This window comes from Ruegeria arenilitoris (assembly GCF_013031355.1).
Taxonomy (GTDB): Bacteria; Pseudomonadota; Alphaproteobacteria; order Rhodobacterales; family Rhodobacteraceae; genus Ruegeria; species Ruegeria arenilitoris_C.
On sequence record NZ_WPZO01000002.1, the window covers coordinates 159,811 to 174,780 of the forward strand.

Annotated in this window: 13 protein-coding genes; 1 reads left to right on the plus strand and 12 read right to left on the minus strand. The window is 58.1% G+C overall.

Annotated elements, in window-relative coordinates:
• Window positions 1–6: 6 nt before the first annotated feature.
• The 7 genes from GOX63_RS06400 to GOX63_RS06430 all read right to left on the minus strand — a co-directional run bounded on the left by GOX63_RS06400 (window position 7) and on the right by GOX63_RS06430 (window position 6,698).
• A complete protein-coding gene (locus tag GOX63_RS06400) occupies window positions 7–1,440 on the minus strand; it encodes a CpaF family protein (RefSeq protein WP_170326894.1) in 1,434 nt (477 codons plus the stop codon).
• 27 nt (window positions 1,441–1,467) lie between these two features.
• The gene (locus GOX63_RS06405) at window positions 1,468–2,700 is read right to left on the minus strand and encodes an AAA family ATPase (protein WP_170545176.1); all 1,233 of its coding nucleotides are present in this window, start codon (window positions 2,698–2,700) and stop codon (window positions 1,468–1,470) included.
• Window positions 2,701–2,900: 200 nt separating this feature from the next.
• Window positions 2,901–3,527: an OmpA family protein gene (locus GOX63_RS06410; protein WP_170326892.1), complete on the minus strand. Its 627-nt coding sequence runs from the start codon at window positions 3,525–3,527 to the stop codon at window positions 2,901–2,903.
• A gap of 16 nt (window positions 3,528–3,543) precedes the next feature.
• Complete coding sequence (locus GOX63_RS06415; RefSeq protein WP_170326891.1) at window positions 3,544–4,950, minus strand: type II and III secretion system protein family protein; 1,407 nt, start codon at window positions 4,948–4,950, stop codon at window positions 3,544–3,546.
• 193 nt (window positions 4,951–5,143) lie between these two features.
• Entirely contained in the window at window positions 5,144–6,022 is an 879-nt protein-coding gene (gene cpaB / locus GOX63_RS06420; RefSeq protein ID WP_170326890.1) for a Flp pilus assembly protein CpaB, read from the minus strand.
• Window positions 6,023–6,173: 151 nt separating this feature from the next.
• Window positions 6,174–6,389 carry a Flp family type IVb pilin gene (locus GOX63_RS06425; RefSeq protein WP_170545070.1) on the minus strand — a complete coding sequence of 72 codons (216 nt, stop codon included), beginning with the start codon at window positions 6,387–6,389 and terminating at the stop codon, window positions 6,174–6,176.
• A 93-nt stretch (window positions 6,390–6,482) separates the two neighbouring features.
• Window positions 6,483–6,698 (minus strand): Flp family type IVb pilin, encoded by a 216-nt coding sequence (locus GOX63_RS06430; protein WP_170545179.1) that lies wholly within the window; start codon window positions 6,696–6,698, stop codon window positions 6,483–6,485.
• A 372-nt stretch (window positions 6,699–7,070) separates the two neighbouring features.
• On the opposite strand from GOX63_RS06430, the gene GOX63_RS06435 reads away from it, so the two are divergent.
• Window positions 7,071–7,919: a lytic transglycosylase domain-containing protein gene (locus GOX63_RS06435; protein WP_437436605.1), complete on the plus strand. Its 849-nt coding sequence runs from the start codon at window positions 7,071–7,073 to the stop codon at window positions 7,917–7,919.
• Between the two features lie 44 nt (window positions 7,920–7,963).
• Here GOX63_RS06435 and GOX63_RS06440 read toward each other — a convergent pair whose 3' ends face one another.
• The 5 genes from GOX63_RS06440 to tldD form a co-directional block, all read right to left on the minus strand.
• Entirely contained in the window at window positions 7,964–8,590 is a 627-nt protein-coding gene (locus GOX63_RS06440; protein WP_170404186.1) for a CoA transferase subunit B, read from the minus strand.
• On the minus strand, window positions 8,590–9,294 hold the full coding sequence (locus GOX63_RS06445; protein ID WP_170326886.1) for a CoA transferase subunit A: 705 nt from the start codon (window positions 9,292–9,294) through the stop codon (window positions 8,590–8,592). The genes GOX63_RS06440 and GOX63_RS06445 overlap by 1 nt, the downstream gene beginning before the upstream one ends.
• A gap of 91 nt (window positions 9,295–9,385) precedes the next feature.
• Entirely contained in the window at window positions 9,386–12,004 is a 2,619-nt protein-coding gene (gene topA, locus GOX63_RS06450) for a type I DNA topoisomerase (RefSeq protein WP_170545185.1), read from the minus strand.
• A gap of 161 nt (window positions 12,005–12,165) precedes the next feature.
• Window positions 12,166–13,293 (minus strand): DNA-processing protein DprA, encoded by a 1,128-nt coding sequence (gene dprA, locus GOX63_RS06455; protein WP_170545188.1) that lies wholly within the window; start codon window positions 13,291–13,293, stop codon window positions 12,166–12,168.
• A gap of 227 nt (window positions 13,294–13,520) precedes the next feature.
• A complete protein-coding gene (gene tldD, locus GOX63_RS06460) occupies window positions 13,521–14,942 on the minus strand; it encodes a metalloprotease TldD (protein WP_170326883.1) in 1,422 nt (473 codons plus the stop codon).
• Window positions 14,943–14,970: the final 28 nt, after the last annotated feature.

A 14,970-nucleotide genomic window follows, 5' to 3' on the forward strand; every position in this document is an offset into this window, starting at 1 on the left:
GATCTCCTACACAGTCGTCGGTTCATAGATCGAAGTTGGCAGATCAAAGCCCCACAGGCGGAAGCGCTCGGAATAGTGGCTGCGCACGCCTGTCGCCGTGAAGTGACCGATGATCTTGTTGTCCGGTGTCAGGCCAACCCGCTGAAACTTAAATATTTCCTGCATCGAGATCACGTCACCTTCCATGCCGGTGATCTCGGTGATCGAGGTCATCCGGCGCGAACCGTCCTGTAGACGGCTGGCCTGTACGATCAGGTTCACAGCTGATGAGATCTGGCTGCGGACGGCCTTGATCGGCATTTCGATCCCGGCCATTGCGATCATGTTTTCCAGACGCGAGATACCATCGCGCGCCGAGTTGGCGTGGATCGTGGTCATCGAGCCGTCGTGGCCGGTGTTCATGGCCTGCAGCATATCGATCACCTCGGCGCCACGCGTCTCACCCACGATGATGCGGTCAGGACGCATACGCAGGGCGTTTTTCAGACAATCACGCGGGCTGACCTCACCCTTGCCCTCCACGTTGGGCGGGCGGCTTTCCATCCGGCCCACATGGGTCTGCTGCAGCTGAAGTTCCGCCGTATCCTCGATGGTCAGGATGCGCTCGGCATCGTCGATGAAACTGGACAGGGCGTTCAGTGTTGTCGTTTTACCGGAACCCGTACCACCTGAGACGATAATGTTCAGGCGGGTCGACACGGCGGCCTGAAGATAGGCGGCCATCTCTTCGGTAAAGGCGCCGAAGTTGACCAGATCATCGATGCCCAGCTTGTCTTTCTTGAATTTACGAATCGAAACCAGCGACCCATCTACTGCAATCGGCGGGACCATGGCATTGAAACGCGAACCATCGGCCAGACGGGCGTCAACATAGGGGTTGGATTCATCGACACGTCGACCCACAGCGGACACGATCTTGTCGATGATCCGCATCAGGTGCTTTTCATCCTTGAAGGTAATGTCGCTGATTTCCAGCCGACCGTCACGTTCCACAAATATCTGTTGCGGACCGTTGACCAGAATATCGTTGACCGTGTCGTCCTGCAGCAGGGTCTCAAGCGGACCCAGGCCCGTTACCTCGTCATACAGCTCTTTGTTCAGCTGCATACGATCCTCACGGTTCAGGACGATATTGCGCGATTCCAGAACTTCGCTGGCAATTGAGCTGATTTCTGCCCGCAGATCCGCTTCACCGGCGTTTTCAAGCGCGGCGAGGTTCAGGTTCTCGAGCAGTTCGCGGTGCAGTTCGATCTTGATTTCGCCAAGACGCTCTTTGCGTTTGCGATCACGATCGGCCACGACAGGCTCGGCGGCTTTCTTCTGCAAGGGGCGCCGGGCCACCGCATTGGCCGAGGGCGTTTTTTGTACCTTAGGTTCCGGTGTTGTGGCCGGGGTTTGAACCGGCTGCGCTTCGGGCTGTTTCTTGTATCTTGAAAACACGGCGGCTCGTTCCCTTTTCAGACTGAGTTATGCAGCTTCAGCGTTGTTGCTGCCCAGGCTGTGAAGCGATTTCGCAAGTTTTGCGATTTCGCGGCGCAGTGGGTTCTTGGCAGCGGCATTGGCCAGAGGTTGTCCGTGATCACCGCTTTGCATGACTGGCTTACCACCGTCAGGCAGTTGCAGATCGATAGAGATACCCAGGCTTTCGCCCATCCGCTTTACACGGCTCTTGCCGTTCAGATCGGTGAATTTCGGTGCCCGGTTGAGGGCAAAACGCAGTTTCTCGAACGGCAGCTCCTCGGCCTGCAGGGCGCGTTTCAGGCGCAGAGCATTCTGAGCCGAGCGCATGTCCAGCTCGATCAGCGCAAAATACACGTGTGCGGCCTGCAGAACGGTTTCCGACCAGTGAACAAGCGTCGATGGCATGTCCACGATCACGTAGTCAAAGTGGCGGCGGGCCGTGTCTATCACCCGCTGGATATCTTCCGGGGTGATCAGGTCCAGCGGCACCATGTCTGACGGTGCGGTGAGGACCTGAAGCTTTTCCTCGTAGGTTTGCAGCGCTTGTGCGAACACTTCCTCATCCATCGAGTCGGTGTCGGACAGCATTTCAAAGACGGTTTCGCGGCGCGGCAGGTCCAGATAGGTGGATACCGTGCCAAACTGCAGATCCAGATCAAGCAGGCAGACCGACGGTTCCTCTTTGTCGGAAACGGTGGCCAGTTCCCAGGCCAGATTTACCGCCATTGTGGTGGACCCGACGCCACCTGCCAGACCATGCACGACGAACAGGGCGCCTTCCTTTGATTCGCCCTGGTTCAACGGCGAGGCGGTCTCGTGAACGACAACCGGGTCGGGTTGGTTCATCCGGGTGATCGCTTCCTGAAGCTCGCCCTCGGGCAAGGGGTAGGGGACGAATTCATCTGCGCCCTTGCGCAGTAGCTGATGCAGGGATGCCGGCGTGACATCTTCGGCGATCAGAACAACCTTAATCTTCTTCTCTTTGGCGCGGGTAATGATTTCGCCCATCAGCGACAGGTTGTCTTCATCTTCGCCATCAATTGCCAAAGCGACAAATTCCAGAGAATCAGCATCGGGTTGGCTGAAAAAGGCCAGAGCTTCTGCAAAGCCCAGGTCACCCCAGCGTTCCCCAAGGGCTGCCTCCATGTCCTCGATCAAAAGATCAAAGTTCTGGACGTCACGGCTGATTGTACAGGCCAGAATGCCATTTTTATCGTCTTGTGGCGATGCGCTCGTCATTAACACAATCCTCGTCGTGGGAGCAGGCAAACACAGTGGGCTTGAAGACCCGTCTGGTTCGCTCTTGCCCCAGTGCGGCCGAGATCGGCCGCAAGTCACCTAATTGTTGAAAATTTGGCTTGGAACTTAGGCAAGATTTGGGCGCAAAAGAACCAATTGTAGGGAAATGGGCGACGATGCCGCCCAAATCCGGTTTATTGTTACTCGCTGGTCTCACCCAAAGCGGTATCTTTGCTCAGTCGGCTTCTGTAGGCCGCGCTGCCAATGTACTCGCGATAGATGACTTCCGCGTACTTCCCGTCCAGGATGAGCGGGTTGCGATCCACAAAGCCGGACACTTCGGTCACGGTGCGTCGGTTGCGGCGATCCCTGTCCGGCGTGTCGATGAGAGGCCGCGATTTGCCAAAAGACACGACAGCCTCAAGGCGCGAGCGCGAGATGCCTTGCCGCGTCAGGAACGCAACAGCTGCATCGGCACGGCGCTGGCCCAACGCTTTGTTGTACGCCGTCGAGCCAACCGCATCGGTATGGCCGTACACGCGGAACCGTGCTTCGGGGAACTGTTTGATCCACGAAGCCTGGCGCAGCAGAATCCGCTGAGCCGTTGCATCCAACTGCGCACTATCGAAGGCAAAGTTGATCTGCGTCGGAACCTCAGCCGCGAATCGCTGACCCAGAATCTGAGCGTAGGTCAGTTCGCCGTTCATGACCTGGACGTTGTTCAGGGTCGCATTCCCGAACGCGCCTTGGTCGACTTCGTACCCGGCCTCACGCGTACATCCGGTGACAGCAACCGAAAGACCCAGTGTGATGATCCACTTCTGCATTGGTCCTATCCTCCTATCAATCCAGAACGTAGCCGTAGGAGCTGCCAAAGTCTTGCTTGGCCACTTCCGAGGCTGCGCCAGCACCCGGACGCGTTGTACGACCGACTTTACCGTTCACGAACAGATCAAATTCGCTGGGTGGTTTGACCCGATCTGTCGGCAGAGCCAGTGCTTCGCCACGAGTCGGGGATACCAGATGAGCGGTGATGATGACGACCAGTTCACTTTGCTGCCGCTGGTATTCCGCGCTGCGGAACAAAGCGCCCAGAACCGGAACGTCGCCAATCCACGGAAGCTGGCTGCTCACGTCGGTGAAGTCATCCTGAATCAGGCCAGCAATCGCAAAGCTCTCACCGTCGCGCAGCTCAATCGTTGTGCTGGTCTGACGGGTGATGAAGCTGGGAATCGTGTCGCCCTGGATTGTGAAGTTCGAGTTGGTATCGATGCTCGAGACCGAGGTGGCCAATTCAAGATTGATCAAGTCACCGTCGACCACACGTGGGATAAAGTCGATTTCGACACCGAACGCCTTGTATTCAATAGCAATCACGCCAAATTCCTGTGGTACCGGAATGGGAACTTCACCACCGGCGAGGAAGGTCGCTTCCTGACCCGACAAGGCGGACAGATTGGGTTCTGCAAGGCTGCGGGCAAGGCCCTTGTTTTCCAGAGCCTCAAGCAACAGACGCACTTGCGTCGACCCGGCCCCAAACCCGAACAGGATGGCACCTGTATTGGTCTGCAGGGGAGGGATGTTGTTGTTCAGGGCGTTGGCCAGCGCTGGTGCCGTGTTCAAGGTGTTGATACCGCCAGTCACGTCGCCGCCGCCGAAACCAAGCGAAGCGGTCAGACTTTTGGCCACCGAGCGGTTCATTTCGGCAAAGCGCACTTTCAGCATTACCTGTTGTACGCCGCCGACCGACATCAGATTCGAAACGCGGTCAGGTGCGTACCGTTCGGCCAGTTCCAATGCGCGCTCCAGTTTCGCGCTGCTTGAAACCACGCCCGAAAGCACGATGCCGTCATTGGCAGTCCGCACTTCGATCGGCTCAGCCGGCAGAATCTGCCGCAGCCGCTCTTTAAACTCGGACACATCCGGAGATACGCGGACCCGAACATTCGCCAACAGGTTGCCCGCGCCGTCAAACAGGGTCAGCGTTGTCAAGCCCGGTGTCTTGCCCAACACATAAATAGTGCGATCCGAAAGCGACGAGATGTCAGCGATGCCGGCATTGGCGATGCTGAGCTCGGCGAACGGTTCTTCGCTTTCCACGACAATAGCGCGGTTCATCGGAACGTTCAGCGTTTCCGCTGTGCCATTCTTAACCACGCGCAAAGTTTCAGCCCAGGCCGTTTGGCCGGCCGGACCAACTATTAGCGCCAACCCAAGTAGGGTCGCGCTGATCCAAGAACGTATTTTCATGTGACCTGCCTCTCCGATCACGCCTCGTTTTTTGGGTCTAATGCCCTATGCGAGTCAACACTGCGCGAATTGAGAATTTATTGCAATAATCAATGGTTTCTGGAATTTTCCTTATGTGGACAATGCGCAACATCTCAAACGAAACAAGCCGCGCACATGGCGCGGCTTGAGGTCGTAAATCTCTGATTTAACATCAGTTTGTACAGGGAATCTCGCTCTGGACAGTTTCTGCGCCGCGCCGGATGTTGGTGTAGCACTTGCGCTCCTCGGCTTCGACCGGAGCAGGGGCCGTTACCTTGAGGTCCAGCAATTTTCGCTGGTCCACTTCAACTGCGGTTGCGACCGCGTTTTCATCCTGCACACCAACCAGAGCCAGAGACAACCGGCCGGTCGTTTGCGCCTGCGCCAATGCTGCGACCTGTTCTGGAGTCGCTGCCACGGTAACGGTACGAGCAATTGTTGCACCCGCCAGATCGGAACCGGCGATCTGGTCCACTGCGATCAATTCGATGCTGGGTTGAATCAAGCGGGTAATTTCGCCGCCGCCGCCTTCGAATTCTCGGCTGACAGAGCCTGTCCAATACACATCCACGCTGTCGCCTGGGCGAAGAAAGCCGGAAACGCCCGATGCAACATCGACGCTGATGGCAAACGCACGCTTACCTTTTTCAATGCGGGAGATGAGGCCTGCCGGCTGGCCAGGTTTGGTGACCTTGACCTTCATAAGCGCCTCGTCCTTTTCCATCGCTCTCAGGACAAACCGATCCCCTTTGGCGTCCTCCGGGAACAAAACTGCCATGTCCAAAAAGCTGCCTTCGGGAATTGCATCCTCGGGCCAGTTCACGATTCGAACATCGTCCTTGGCCAGCGGCTCGCCGTACTTCATGGCCCGTTTGGAAACGATGACTTCGACTGTTGGCACCGCTTTGACGTTTGCCAGCGCGTCCTTCGTGGCTTGACGCTCACGGGCGAGCTGGTCCTGATACTGAGCGATGTAGTCGCGGGCCATATAGACCGCACCCCCGGCCAAAGCCACACCGGCAATCAGGACAAGTCCAAATACCAAACGCATTCGCGTCCCCTCGTTTTTTCTTTTCCGTTTTTGTTGCCGCAGTAACTACGACAAAGATCAGTTTTGGATAAAGGTAGATTGTGTCGAAAAAGGGGACAATATTTGAATTATTTTGCCTCCGTGGCTTTCGGGACAATCAGGGCTGTATCGATCAGGGATCGGCCGCGTCGAAATTCACGCTGATTTCTTCGGCGACATCGACGTTGCTCAGGGCTGCACCAGATCTGGCATCCAGTTCTTTGATGGGCTCTCCAAAGTATGCGTATACGCTGGCGCAGATACCCACGATGGCGGCTGTCAGCACGACCCAGTCAACAGTGACTGCCCCGTCTTCGTGCTTAATGAAGGTTCGGATTCTGTTCATCATGAAAGCGCCGGATTTAGGTTTTGGAAAAAAAAGAGGGGCCACGCCTACACAGGCAAGGCCCCACTAAAGAATGTCTTCGGTAGATTGACGCTCTTATTCTGCGTCCGGGTTGACCGGAATATCGTCAGCAACATTGGATGCTGCGGTGGTGAGGGTCGAGCCAACGGCGTCGGCAATCGCCTTGGTGCCGTTACCAACTTGGGTGTAAGCCACGGCGGCCAGACCAACAACAGCAGCGGTCAGAACAACCCAGTCAACAGTTACGGCGCCGTCTTCGTCTTTGCGGAAGTTCTTGATGAACTTGATCATGTTACGTCCCTCCTAAAGGATCAAAAAAGTCAATTAAACCTCGGTGTCTAACAGAGCTTTCTCTCTCAGTCCGCTCCCGACCGTCTCGGTATGGCACTATGTTTGCCTGTTAGGCGTGGCAGGAATTGGGCCAAACCCCGATTTTTTCCTTCCGGACTTAACTTTTTGGTAGGTTTTTTGGTAAGTTATTGAAAATAAACGAGAAAAAATTTACAATGGAAGGTGCTCGGTGTTGTCGCCGATGCAAAATTGCGGCAAATGAGGCGAAATTGCCCCAATTCGACGTGTTTTTCTGGCTTTTCAAAGGGATTCGCGGTTCAAACTGTTGAAAACAAAAAGCACGAGGCAGGCAAAATGAAACTCCGGGACGCAATGACCTGCGCCGGCATCTTGGTGTTGATGATGTCAGCGCCAATGCCAGCCGTCGCAACCGAGGTTGAACCCAGGGGCGTATATAAAAGAGTGAAGGCACCAAAGCCCGGTACACGGCCCAAGGTGACTGTTCAGATATCGCCCGAGGAACATGCGGCGGCCCCCTATGCGCCCAGCACCGGGGCTGAGATTTCCATACCCGAAGCTGTGACGCGCACAGCAGTTGTTCCCCCGAGCGCTCCGGGCGCAGGGCCACAGAACAAGCCGGTCGGGTCCTACAAGGCCTTTTGGGACAAAATTTCGCCCGCACTCTCAGCTTCGGGTGCGGGAAGGCTGAACGAGGCCATTAAAGCGCTGGCCGCAACCAATGTCGCATCACCGCGCCTGCAGACGCTCCAGAACATCGCGCAACAGCAGGGGATCGAGATTCTGCGGTCGACGGTTGGGACAGAGGTTTCGCCTGCGCTGGTGCTGGCGGTGATTTCGGTGGAATCGGCGGGCCGTGCGGATGCGGTCAGTTCGGCCGGAGCGCAGGGGCTTATGCAATTGATGCCAGCCACCGCCAAGCGCTTTGGGGTGCAGGACAGTTTCCAGCCTTCTCAGAATATCTCGGGCGGAGTGAAATATCTGAACTGGCTGATGGAAGAGTTCGGCAATGATCCGATTCTGGTGCTGGCTGGATACAACGCGGGCGAAGGGGCCGTGCGTAAACATGGCGGCGTACCACCTTTTGCAGAGACGCGGGACTATGTGCCCAAGGTGCTTGCGGCCTTTCAGATTGCCAAGGCTCTATGCTCCACTCCACCCGAATTGATTTCGGATGGATGTGTGTTTCAAACCCTGAACTGAAAAAGGCCCGCCAAAATCTCGGCGGGCCTTTTCGGTGATAGGGATCAGTTGACGATCTTGGCTTCGGTAGCGGCGCGGATTTCGTCTTCGGTCACGCCTTCGGCGATTTCAACGATCTTCAGGCCGCCTTCGACCACGTCCAGAACGCCGAGATTAGTGATGATTCGATCCACCACCTTTTTACCGGTCAGCGGCAGGGTGCATTTTTGCAGCAGCTTGGATTTGCCGTGCTTGTTGGTGTGATCCATCACGACGATCACGCGGCCCACACCGGCCACAAGATCCATCGCGCCGCCCATGCCTTTCACCAGCACGCCGGGAATCATCCAGTTGGCCAGGTCGCCTTCCTCGTCCACTTCCATCGCGCCCAGAACGGCAGCGGCGATCTTGCCGCCCCGGATCATGGCAAAGGATGTGGCGCTGTCGAAATACGAGGTGCGCGACAGTTCGGTGATCGTCTGCTTGCCGGCGTTGATCAGGTCGGGGTCTTCCTCACCCTCGAACGGGAAGGGGCCCATGCCCAGCATTCCGTTCTCGGATTGCAGGGTGATGTCCTTGTCACCCACATAGTTCGCCACCAGCGTCGGGATACCGATGCCGAGGTTCACATACATGCCGTCTTCCAGCTCTTGCGCCGCGCGGGCGGCCATCTGATTGCGATCCCAAGGCATTATGCGTCCTCCTTCTTGCGGGTGGTGCGCTGTTCGATGCGCTTTTCATGATCGCCCTGAATGATGCGATGCACATAGATGCCGGGCAGGTGGATCTGGTCGGGGTCCAGCGAGCCGCGCGGGACGATTTCCTCAACCTCGGCCACGCAAATCTTGCCGCAGGTCGCTGCGGGCACGTTGAAGTTCCGGGCGGTCTTGCGGAAGATCAGGTTGCCGGTGTCATCAGCTTTCCACGCCTTGACGATCGCGAGATCGGCAAAGATGCCTTCTTCCATGATGTAGGTTTCGCCGTTGAAGTCCTTGTGCTCCTTGCCTTCGGCGATCACGGTGCCCACACCGGTCTTGGTGTAGAAACCGGGGATACCGGCGCCACCAGCGCGCATACGCTCGGCCAGGGTACCTTGCGGGTTGAATTCCAGCTCCAGCTCTCCGGCCAGGTACTGACGCATGAACTCGGCGTTTTCGCCGACATAAGAGCTGATCATTTTTTTGACCTGCTTGGTCTGCAATAGGATACCGATGCCAAAATCATCAACGCCCGCGTTGTTCGAGGCAAAGGTCAGGTCCTGAGTGCCGGATTCTTTAATCGCCTCCAGCAGCAATTCCGGGATGCCGCACAGGCCGAAACCGCCCGCTGCGATCATCATGCCATCCGTCAACACCCCGTCGAGTGCTTCGGTGGCATTGGCATAGATTTTCTTCATGGAAAACTCCCCCAATGACATGGTGATGGGCAGGTTGTGCCGCCACGTCACAGGGAAGTCAACGAATCCAAAGGGGTGGTGGTATTTCTACCTAGGTCGCCGCCTTCTTGGTGGTTTTCTTTGCTGCAGCCTTCTTCTTCGGTGCGGCCTTTTTCTTGGTGCCTTTCTTGGCCGCCCGTTCATTGACCAGTTCGATGGCCATTTCCTGGGTCACGTCCTCGGGCTTGATGTCTTTGGGGATGGTTGCGTTGACCTTTTCCCATTTCACGTATGGACCATACCGCCCGTCCAGAACCTGCATCGCGCCGCCATCGGGGTGTTCACCCAGCTCTTTCAGCGGTTTCGCAGCGGCGCTCCGCCCGCGCCCGGGATTGGCGCGCTTTTCGGCCAGCATCTCAACGGCCCGGTTCATGCCGATTTCGAACACGTCATTGGGGTCTTTGACGTTGACGTAGACAGGTTTCGCCTCTTCTGGCAGCTGGTGCATGATATAAGGTCCGAACCGCCCGAAATTCGAGCTGATCATACCGCCCTCGGGGTGTTCACCGATCTGGCGGGGCAAGGACAACAGCGTCAGCGCCTTGTCCAGATCCATATCGTCCTTGCTCCAACCTCGGGGCAGGGAGGCGCGAGGCGGTTTTTTGTTCTCAGGCGTGGGTTCGCCGCGCTGAACATATGGGCCGAACCGGCCGGATTTCAGCCAGATCTCATCACCTGCATCCTCGCCCAGCAGACGTTCATCCCCCTCAGCGCCTTCACCGGCGATGGGGCGGGTATATGTGCATTCGGGATAGTTGCCGCATCCAACAAACCCGCCGGTGCGCGAGGTTTTCAGGTGCAGCTGTCCAGTGCCGCATTTCGGGCAGATACGCGGATCAGATCCGTCCTCACGCGGAGGATACAGTTGGGGCGCCAGCGCCTCGTCCAGCTTGTCCAGCACTTCCGAGATACGCAGTTCGGACGTCTCACCAATTGCGGCCGAGAAATCGCGCCAGAACTTGCCCAGCAGGTCCTTGTAGTCGCGGTCACCGGCGCTGACATCGTCCAGCTGTTCTTCCAGATTGGCGGTGAACTCGTAGCCAACATATTGGCGGAAGAAATTCAGCAGGAAGATGGTGACGATACGCCCCTTTTCCTCGGGGATCAGCCGGTTCTTGTCCTTGCGTACATATTCCCGGTCCTGAATCGTGGTCACAATGGAGGCGTAAGTCGAGGGGCGCCCGATCCCCAGTTCCTCCATCCGTTTGACCAAGGTGGCCTCGGTATAGCGCGGCGGCGGTTGGGTGTGGTGTTGCAGCGCCAGAACGGCTTCGTTGTCCGACAGAATGGCGGCCTTGTCCTCGGCTTTGGCTAACTGATCCTTCAGCGTGGTTTTGGCAAACGGCGCCGGATCGCCCTGCGTGATCTGCGGCAGGCGCTTTTCGTCGTCGTCAGCCACATCATCGCGGCCCTCTTCGTAAACGCGCATGAACCCATCGAACAGAACCACCTGGCCGGTGGCGCGCAGGCCGACCTGACCATCTGCGCTGCCGATCTCGACCGTCGTGCGCTCCAACCGGGCAGCGGCCATCTGGCAGGCAATGGTGCGCTTCCAGATCAGATCATAGACCTTGCGCTGATCCTCATCCGTCACCTTCAGCGCCTTGGCGTCGCGCGACATATCCGTGGGGCGGATACATTCGTGCGCTTCCTGCGCGTTCTTAGCCTTGTTCTTATACATGCGCGGGCTGTCGGGCACGTATTCGTCACCATAACGGTCTTTGATCGCATCACGAGTGGCCGCCACGGCTTCGGGGGCCATATCGATACCGTCAGTCCGCATATAGGTAATATACCCGGCCTCATAGAGCCGCTGCGCCACCTGCATCGCGTGGCGCGCACCCATGCCGAACTTGCGGCTGGCCTCTTGCTGCAAAGTCGAGGTCATGAACGGGGCGCTGGGGTTGCGGGCTGCTGGTTTCGCCTCGACCGACGTCACGCTCAGCGCGCGGCTGGTGATCGCCTGCACGGCCAGTTCGGCCTGAGTGGCGTTCGCTAGATCGTGCTTGTCCAGTTTCTTGCCGGCCAGAGTAACCAGACGGGCCTCATAAGTTTGGCCGCGGGGTGTTTCGAATACTGCGCGAACCGACCAATACTCGACCGGCTTAAACGCCTCGATCTCCATCTCGCGCTCGACGATCAGGCGCAGACAGACCGACTGCACGCGACCAGCGGATTTCGCCCCCGGCAGCTTGCGCCACAAAACCGGCGACAGGTTGAACCCCACCAGATAGTCCAGCGCGCGTCGCGCCAGATATGCCTCAACCAGAGGCATATCGACCTCACGCGGGTTCTGCATCGCCTCGGTCACCGCGTCCTTGGTAATTGCGTTGAAGGTCACGCGGCTGACCGGCGTGTCCTTCTTGATCGAGCGGCGTTTGGTCAGTGCCTCTTGCAAATGCCAGCTGATCGCCTCGCCCTCGCGATCGGGGTCGGTGGCGAGGATCAGGGCGTTGTCTTCCTTCAGGGCGTCGGCGATGGCTTTGACATGTTTGCGGCTGTCATTGCCCACTTCCCATTTCATCGCAAATTCATGCTCGGGGTCGACGGATCCGTCCTTGGGGGGCAGGTCCCGCACATGGCCATAAGACGCCAAAACCGTGTAGTTGGAGCCGAGATACTTATTGATTGTCTTGGCTTTGGCCGGGGATTCTACAACAACTACAGGCATTTAAGGGGAAACCTCGCTCGACGAATTGGGCGCCTTCTATGATCGTGCAAAATGTGTAGGGCAAGAGCGAATTGTCAATGCGTTCCTTTAAAAACTGGAATTTGATGGTGATTTCAGCGTGATAGAGGTGGAATTTCTAGCGTATTCAGCGAACCGCTTCGTCAAGCGGTCAGGGACAACAATCCGCCAGGCTGGCGCTGAATGCGCCCGTCCAGTTCCAGGTCGACCAGAGCCGGAGCAATCTCGCCCGCCGTGGCCGCGATGTCGCGGATCAGCTGGTCTTCGGCAATCGGAGACGGCCCCAAACGGGACAGTATCTCATCGTGCAAGGCCGCACCCGAAGGGGCCGGTTCCACTGGCACTTCGGGCAGGTGCGCTTCGAACAAGTCTGCCTGTTGCTGCGGCAATGCTTCGATGACGTCCTCCGCGGATCGAACCAAGGAAGCCCCGTCGCGGATCAGCAGATTGCAGCCTGCCGCGCGAGCATCGAAGGGGTGGCCGGGCACGGCAAGAACCTCTCGCCCCTGATCCAGGGCATCGCGTGCGGTAATCAGGCTGCCGGATTTGGCAGCGGCTTCGACCACCACTACTGCCTGCGCCAGCCCCGAGATGATCCGGTTGCGGCGCGGAAAGTGCCGGGCCTGTGGGGTCACGCCCATCGGCTGCTCGGACACGCGCAGCCCCGATTGGGCGATGTCTCCGGCCAGATCGGTATTTTCGGCGGGGTAGATTACGTCCACGCCGCCAGCCATGACCGCCACGGTGCCCGTCTCCAGCGCGGCCATATGTGCCGACGTGTCAATTCCACGCGCCAGTCCAGACACCACGACATACCCCTGCTTCCCAAGGTCGGTCGCAAGCCCGCGGGCCATCCGCGCACCCAGTGACGAACAGTTCCGCGCTCCGACCATCGCAATGCAGGGTTTGCGCAGCAATGAAATATCGCCAATCGCCCACAGCATCGGCGGGGCGTCGGACAGATCGTTCAAAGCATCAGGAAAATCAGCGGACCCAAGGCACAAAAGCTGCGCATTTGTGGCTTTTGCGGCCTTGAGTTCCGCCTCAATCACGCCGGGTGGGCAAATTTCATACCCTTCAATTCCGGCAGCGCGTGCCATTTCAGGCAGCGCGGCCAGCGCGTTCTGCGCCGAGCCATGTTCCCGCAGCAGCCGCCGAAATGTCGCCGGACCAACCTTGCGCGAGCGCAACAGACGAAGCCAGGAAAACCGATCCTCTTCCGTGGTGGGTGGGAGTGTGGGGTGATAGGAAGAAAGCTGCTCTTCGGTCATCCGTTGCTCCGCCTGATTGCAGAACTGGTTTACGGTTGCAGGGGTTAACAGCTTGTGAATCCTCTCAAATTATTCGGATAATTTTCGGGGTTTGATTTGTGAGTGGTAGTAATGAATTGATTTTAATCCATAAAATTAAAGCGCCCGCCTGAGGTGATTATCAAGCGGACGCCGAAGAACAACATTTTAGAAAGCGCAGCGTTAACCGTGACGGGGCCGATTCTCTCTTAGGCTGCTGATCCGCCGACCGTCAGGCCATCCATCAGAACTGTGGGCTGGCCGACGCCGACCGGCACCCATTGACCGTCTTTGCCACAAGTCCCCATCCCCGGATCAAGCGCCATGTCATTGCCCAATCCGCGAATTCGGTTCAGTGCAGACGGCCCGTCGCCAATCAGCGTCGCGCCTTTGACCGGAGCGCCGATCTTGCCGTTTTCAACGCGATAGGCCTCGGTGCAGGAAAACACGAACTTGCCGTTGGTGATATCCACCTGACCACCGCCGAAACCCACGGCCCAGATGCCGTCTTTTATATCTGCAACCAAAGAAGCCGGATCAGCATCCCCGCCCAGCATCACGGTATTTGTCATGCGTGGCATTGGTTTGTGCGCATAGCTCTGCCGCCGCCCGTTTCCGGTCGGCGCGACGCCCATCAAACGGGCGTTCTGACGGTCCTGCATGTAGCCGGTCAGAACGCCATCTTCGATCAGCACGGTTCGTGAACTGGGCGTGCCTTCGTCATCCACCGTGATCGATCCGCGCCGGTCCGCAATGGTGCCGTCATCCACAACCGTCACGCCTTTGGACGCAATCTGCTGGCCCATAAGCCCGGCAAAAGCCGAGCTGCCCTTGCGGTTGAAATCGCCTTCCAACCCGTGCCCGATGGCCTCGTGCAGCAGAATGCCTGGCCAGCCGGGGCCGAGGGCGACCTCCATCACACCGGCCGGGGCAGGGACGGCGTCCAGATTGACAAGTGCGATCCTCAGCGCCTCACGCGCTTTGTCCTGCCAATCGGCGGGGTCGATCAGGCCATCGAGACCGACGCGACCTCCACCACCCGCCGAGCCGCTTTCCCGGCGACCGTTCTGCTCAACGATGACCGACACGTTCAGGCGGGTCATGGGGCGCACATCGCGCACTAGAACGCCGTCAGGGCGCAGGATTTCGACCTCTTGCACGGCGGCCATGAGCGATGCGCTAACCTGTACGACGCGCGGGTCAAGGTCGCGGGAGAAGGCGTCGATCTCACGCAGGGTCTCGATCTTAACCGGAAAGCTGGCGGATTCGATCGGGTCTTTGTCCGTATAAAGCCGCGTATTGGTGGCGCGTGGTGCCTCGGCCAGTGTGCCGCCACCGTCGCCTACAGCCAGCCGCGCGGTTTCGGCCGCCCGTTTCAGCGCCGGAATCGAGACGTCGGTGGAATGGGCATATCCTGCAACTTCACCTTGAACGGCGCGTAGGCCGAATCCTTCGGACGCGTCATAGGACGCAGTCTTCAGGCGTCCGTCATCAAAGACCAGAGACTCGGATTTCCGCCGCTCGACGAACAGTTCTCCGTCCTCGGCCCCGGCAGTGGCAGACTGCAATACCGCAAGCGCTTCGTCCTGCGGAAGAGCGCTATCAAAGGGGCGAAACGGGTCGTTGGGCATCACTTGGGACCTTTCGGGTTTGATCCAG

Coding starts and splice junctions, on each gene's coding strand:
- dprA (WP_170545188.1), bottom strand. CDS start 13,293: ATGACCGAAGAGCAGCTTTCTTCCTATCACCCCACACTCCCACCCACC.
- GOX63_RS06405 (WP_170545176.1), bottom strand. CDS start 2,700: ATGACGAGCGCATCGCCACAAGACGATAAAAATGGCATTCTGGCCTGT.
- cpaB (WP_170326890.1), bottom strand. CDS start 6,022: ATGCGTTTGGTATTTGGACTTGTCCTGATTGCCGGTGTGGCTTTGGCC.
- GOX63_RS06410 (WP_170326892.1), bottom strand. CDS start 3,527: ATGCAGAAGTGGATCATCACACTGGGTCTTTCGGTTGCTGTCACCGGA.
- GOX63_RS06440 (WP_170404186.1), bottom strand. CDS start 8,590: ATGCCTTGGGATCGCAATCAGATGGCCGCCCGCGCGGCGCAAGAGCTG.
- GOX63_RS06430 (WP_170545179.1), bottom strand. CDS start 6,698: ATGATCAAGTTCATCAAGAACTTCCGCAAAGACGAAGACGGCGCCGTA.
- topA (WP_170545185.1), bottom strand. CDS start 12,004: ATGCCTGTAGTTGTTGTAGAATCCCCGGCCAAAGCCAAGACAATCAAT.
- GOX63_RS06425 (WP_170545070.1), bottom strand. CDS start 6,389: ATGATGAACAGAATCCGAACCTTCATTAAGCACGAAGACGGGGCAGTC.
- GOX63_RS06435 (WP_437436605.1), top strand. CDS start 7,071: ATGACCTGCGCCGGCATCTTGGTGTTGATGATGTCAGCGCCAATGCCA.
- GOX63_RS06415 (WP_170326891.1), bottom strand. CDS start 4,950: ATGAAAATACGTTCTTGGATCAGCGCGACCCTACTTGGGTTGGCGCTA.
- tldD (WP_170326883.1), bottom strand. CDS start 14,942: ATGCCCAACGACCCGTTTCGCCCCTTTGATAGCGCTCTTCCGCAGGAC.
- GOX63_RS06445 (WP_170326886.1), bottom strand. CDS start 9,294: ATGAAGAAAATCTATGCCAATGCCACCGAAGCACTCGACGGGGTGTTG.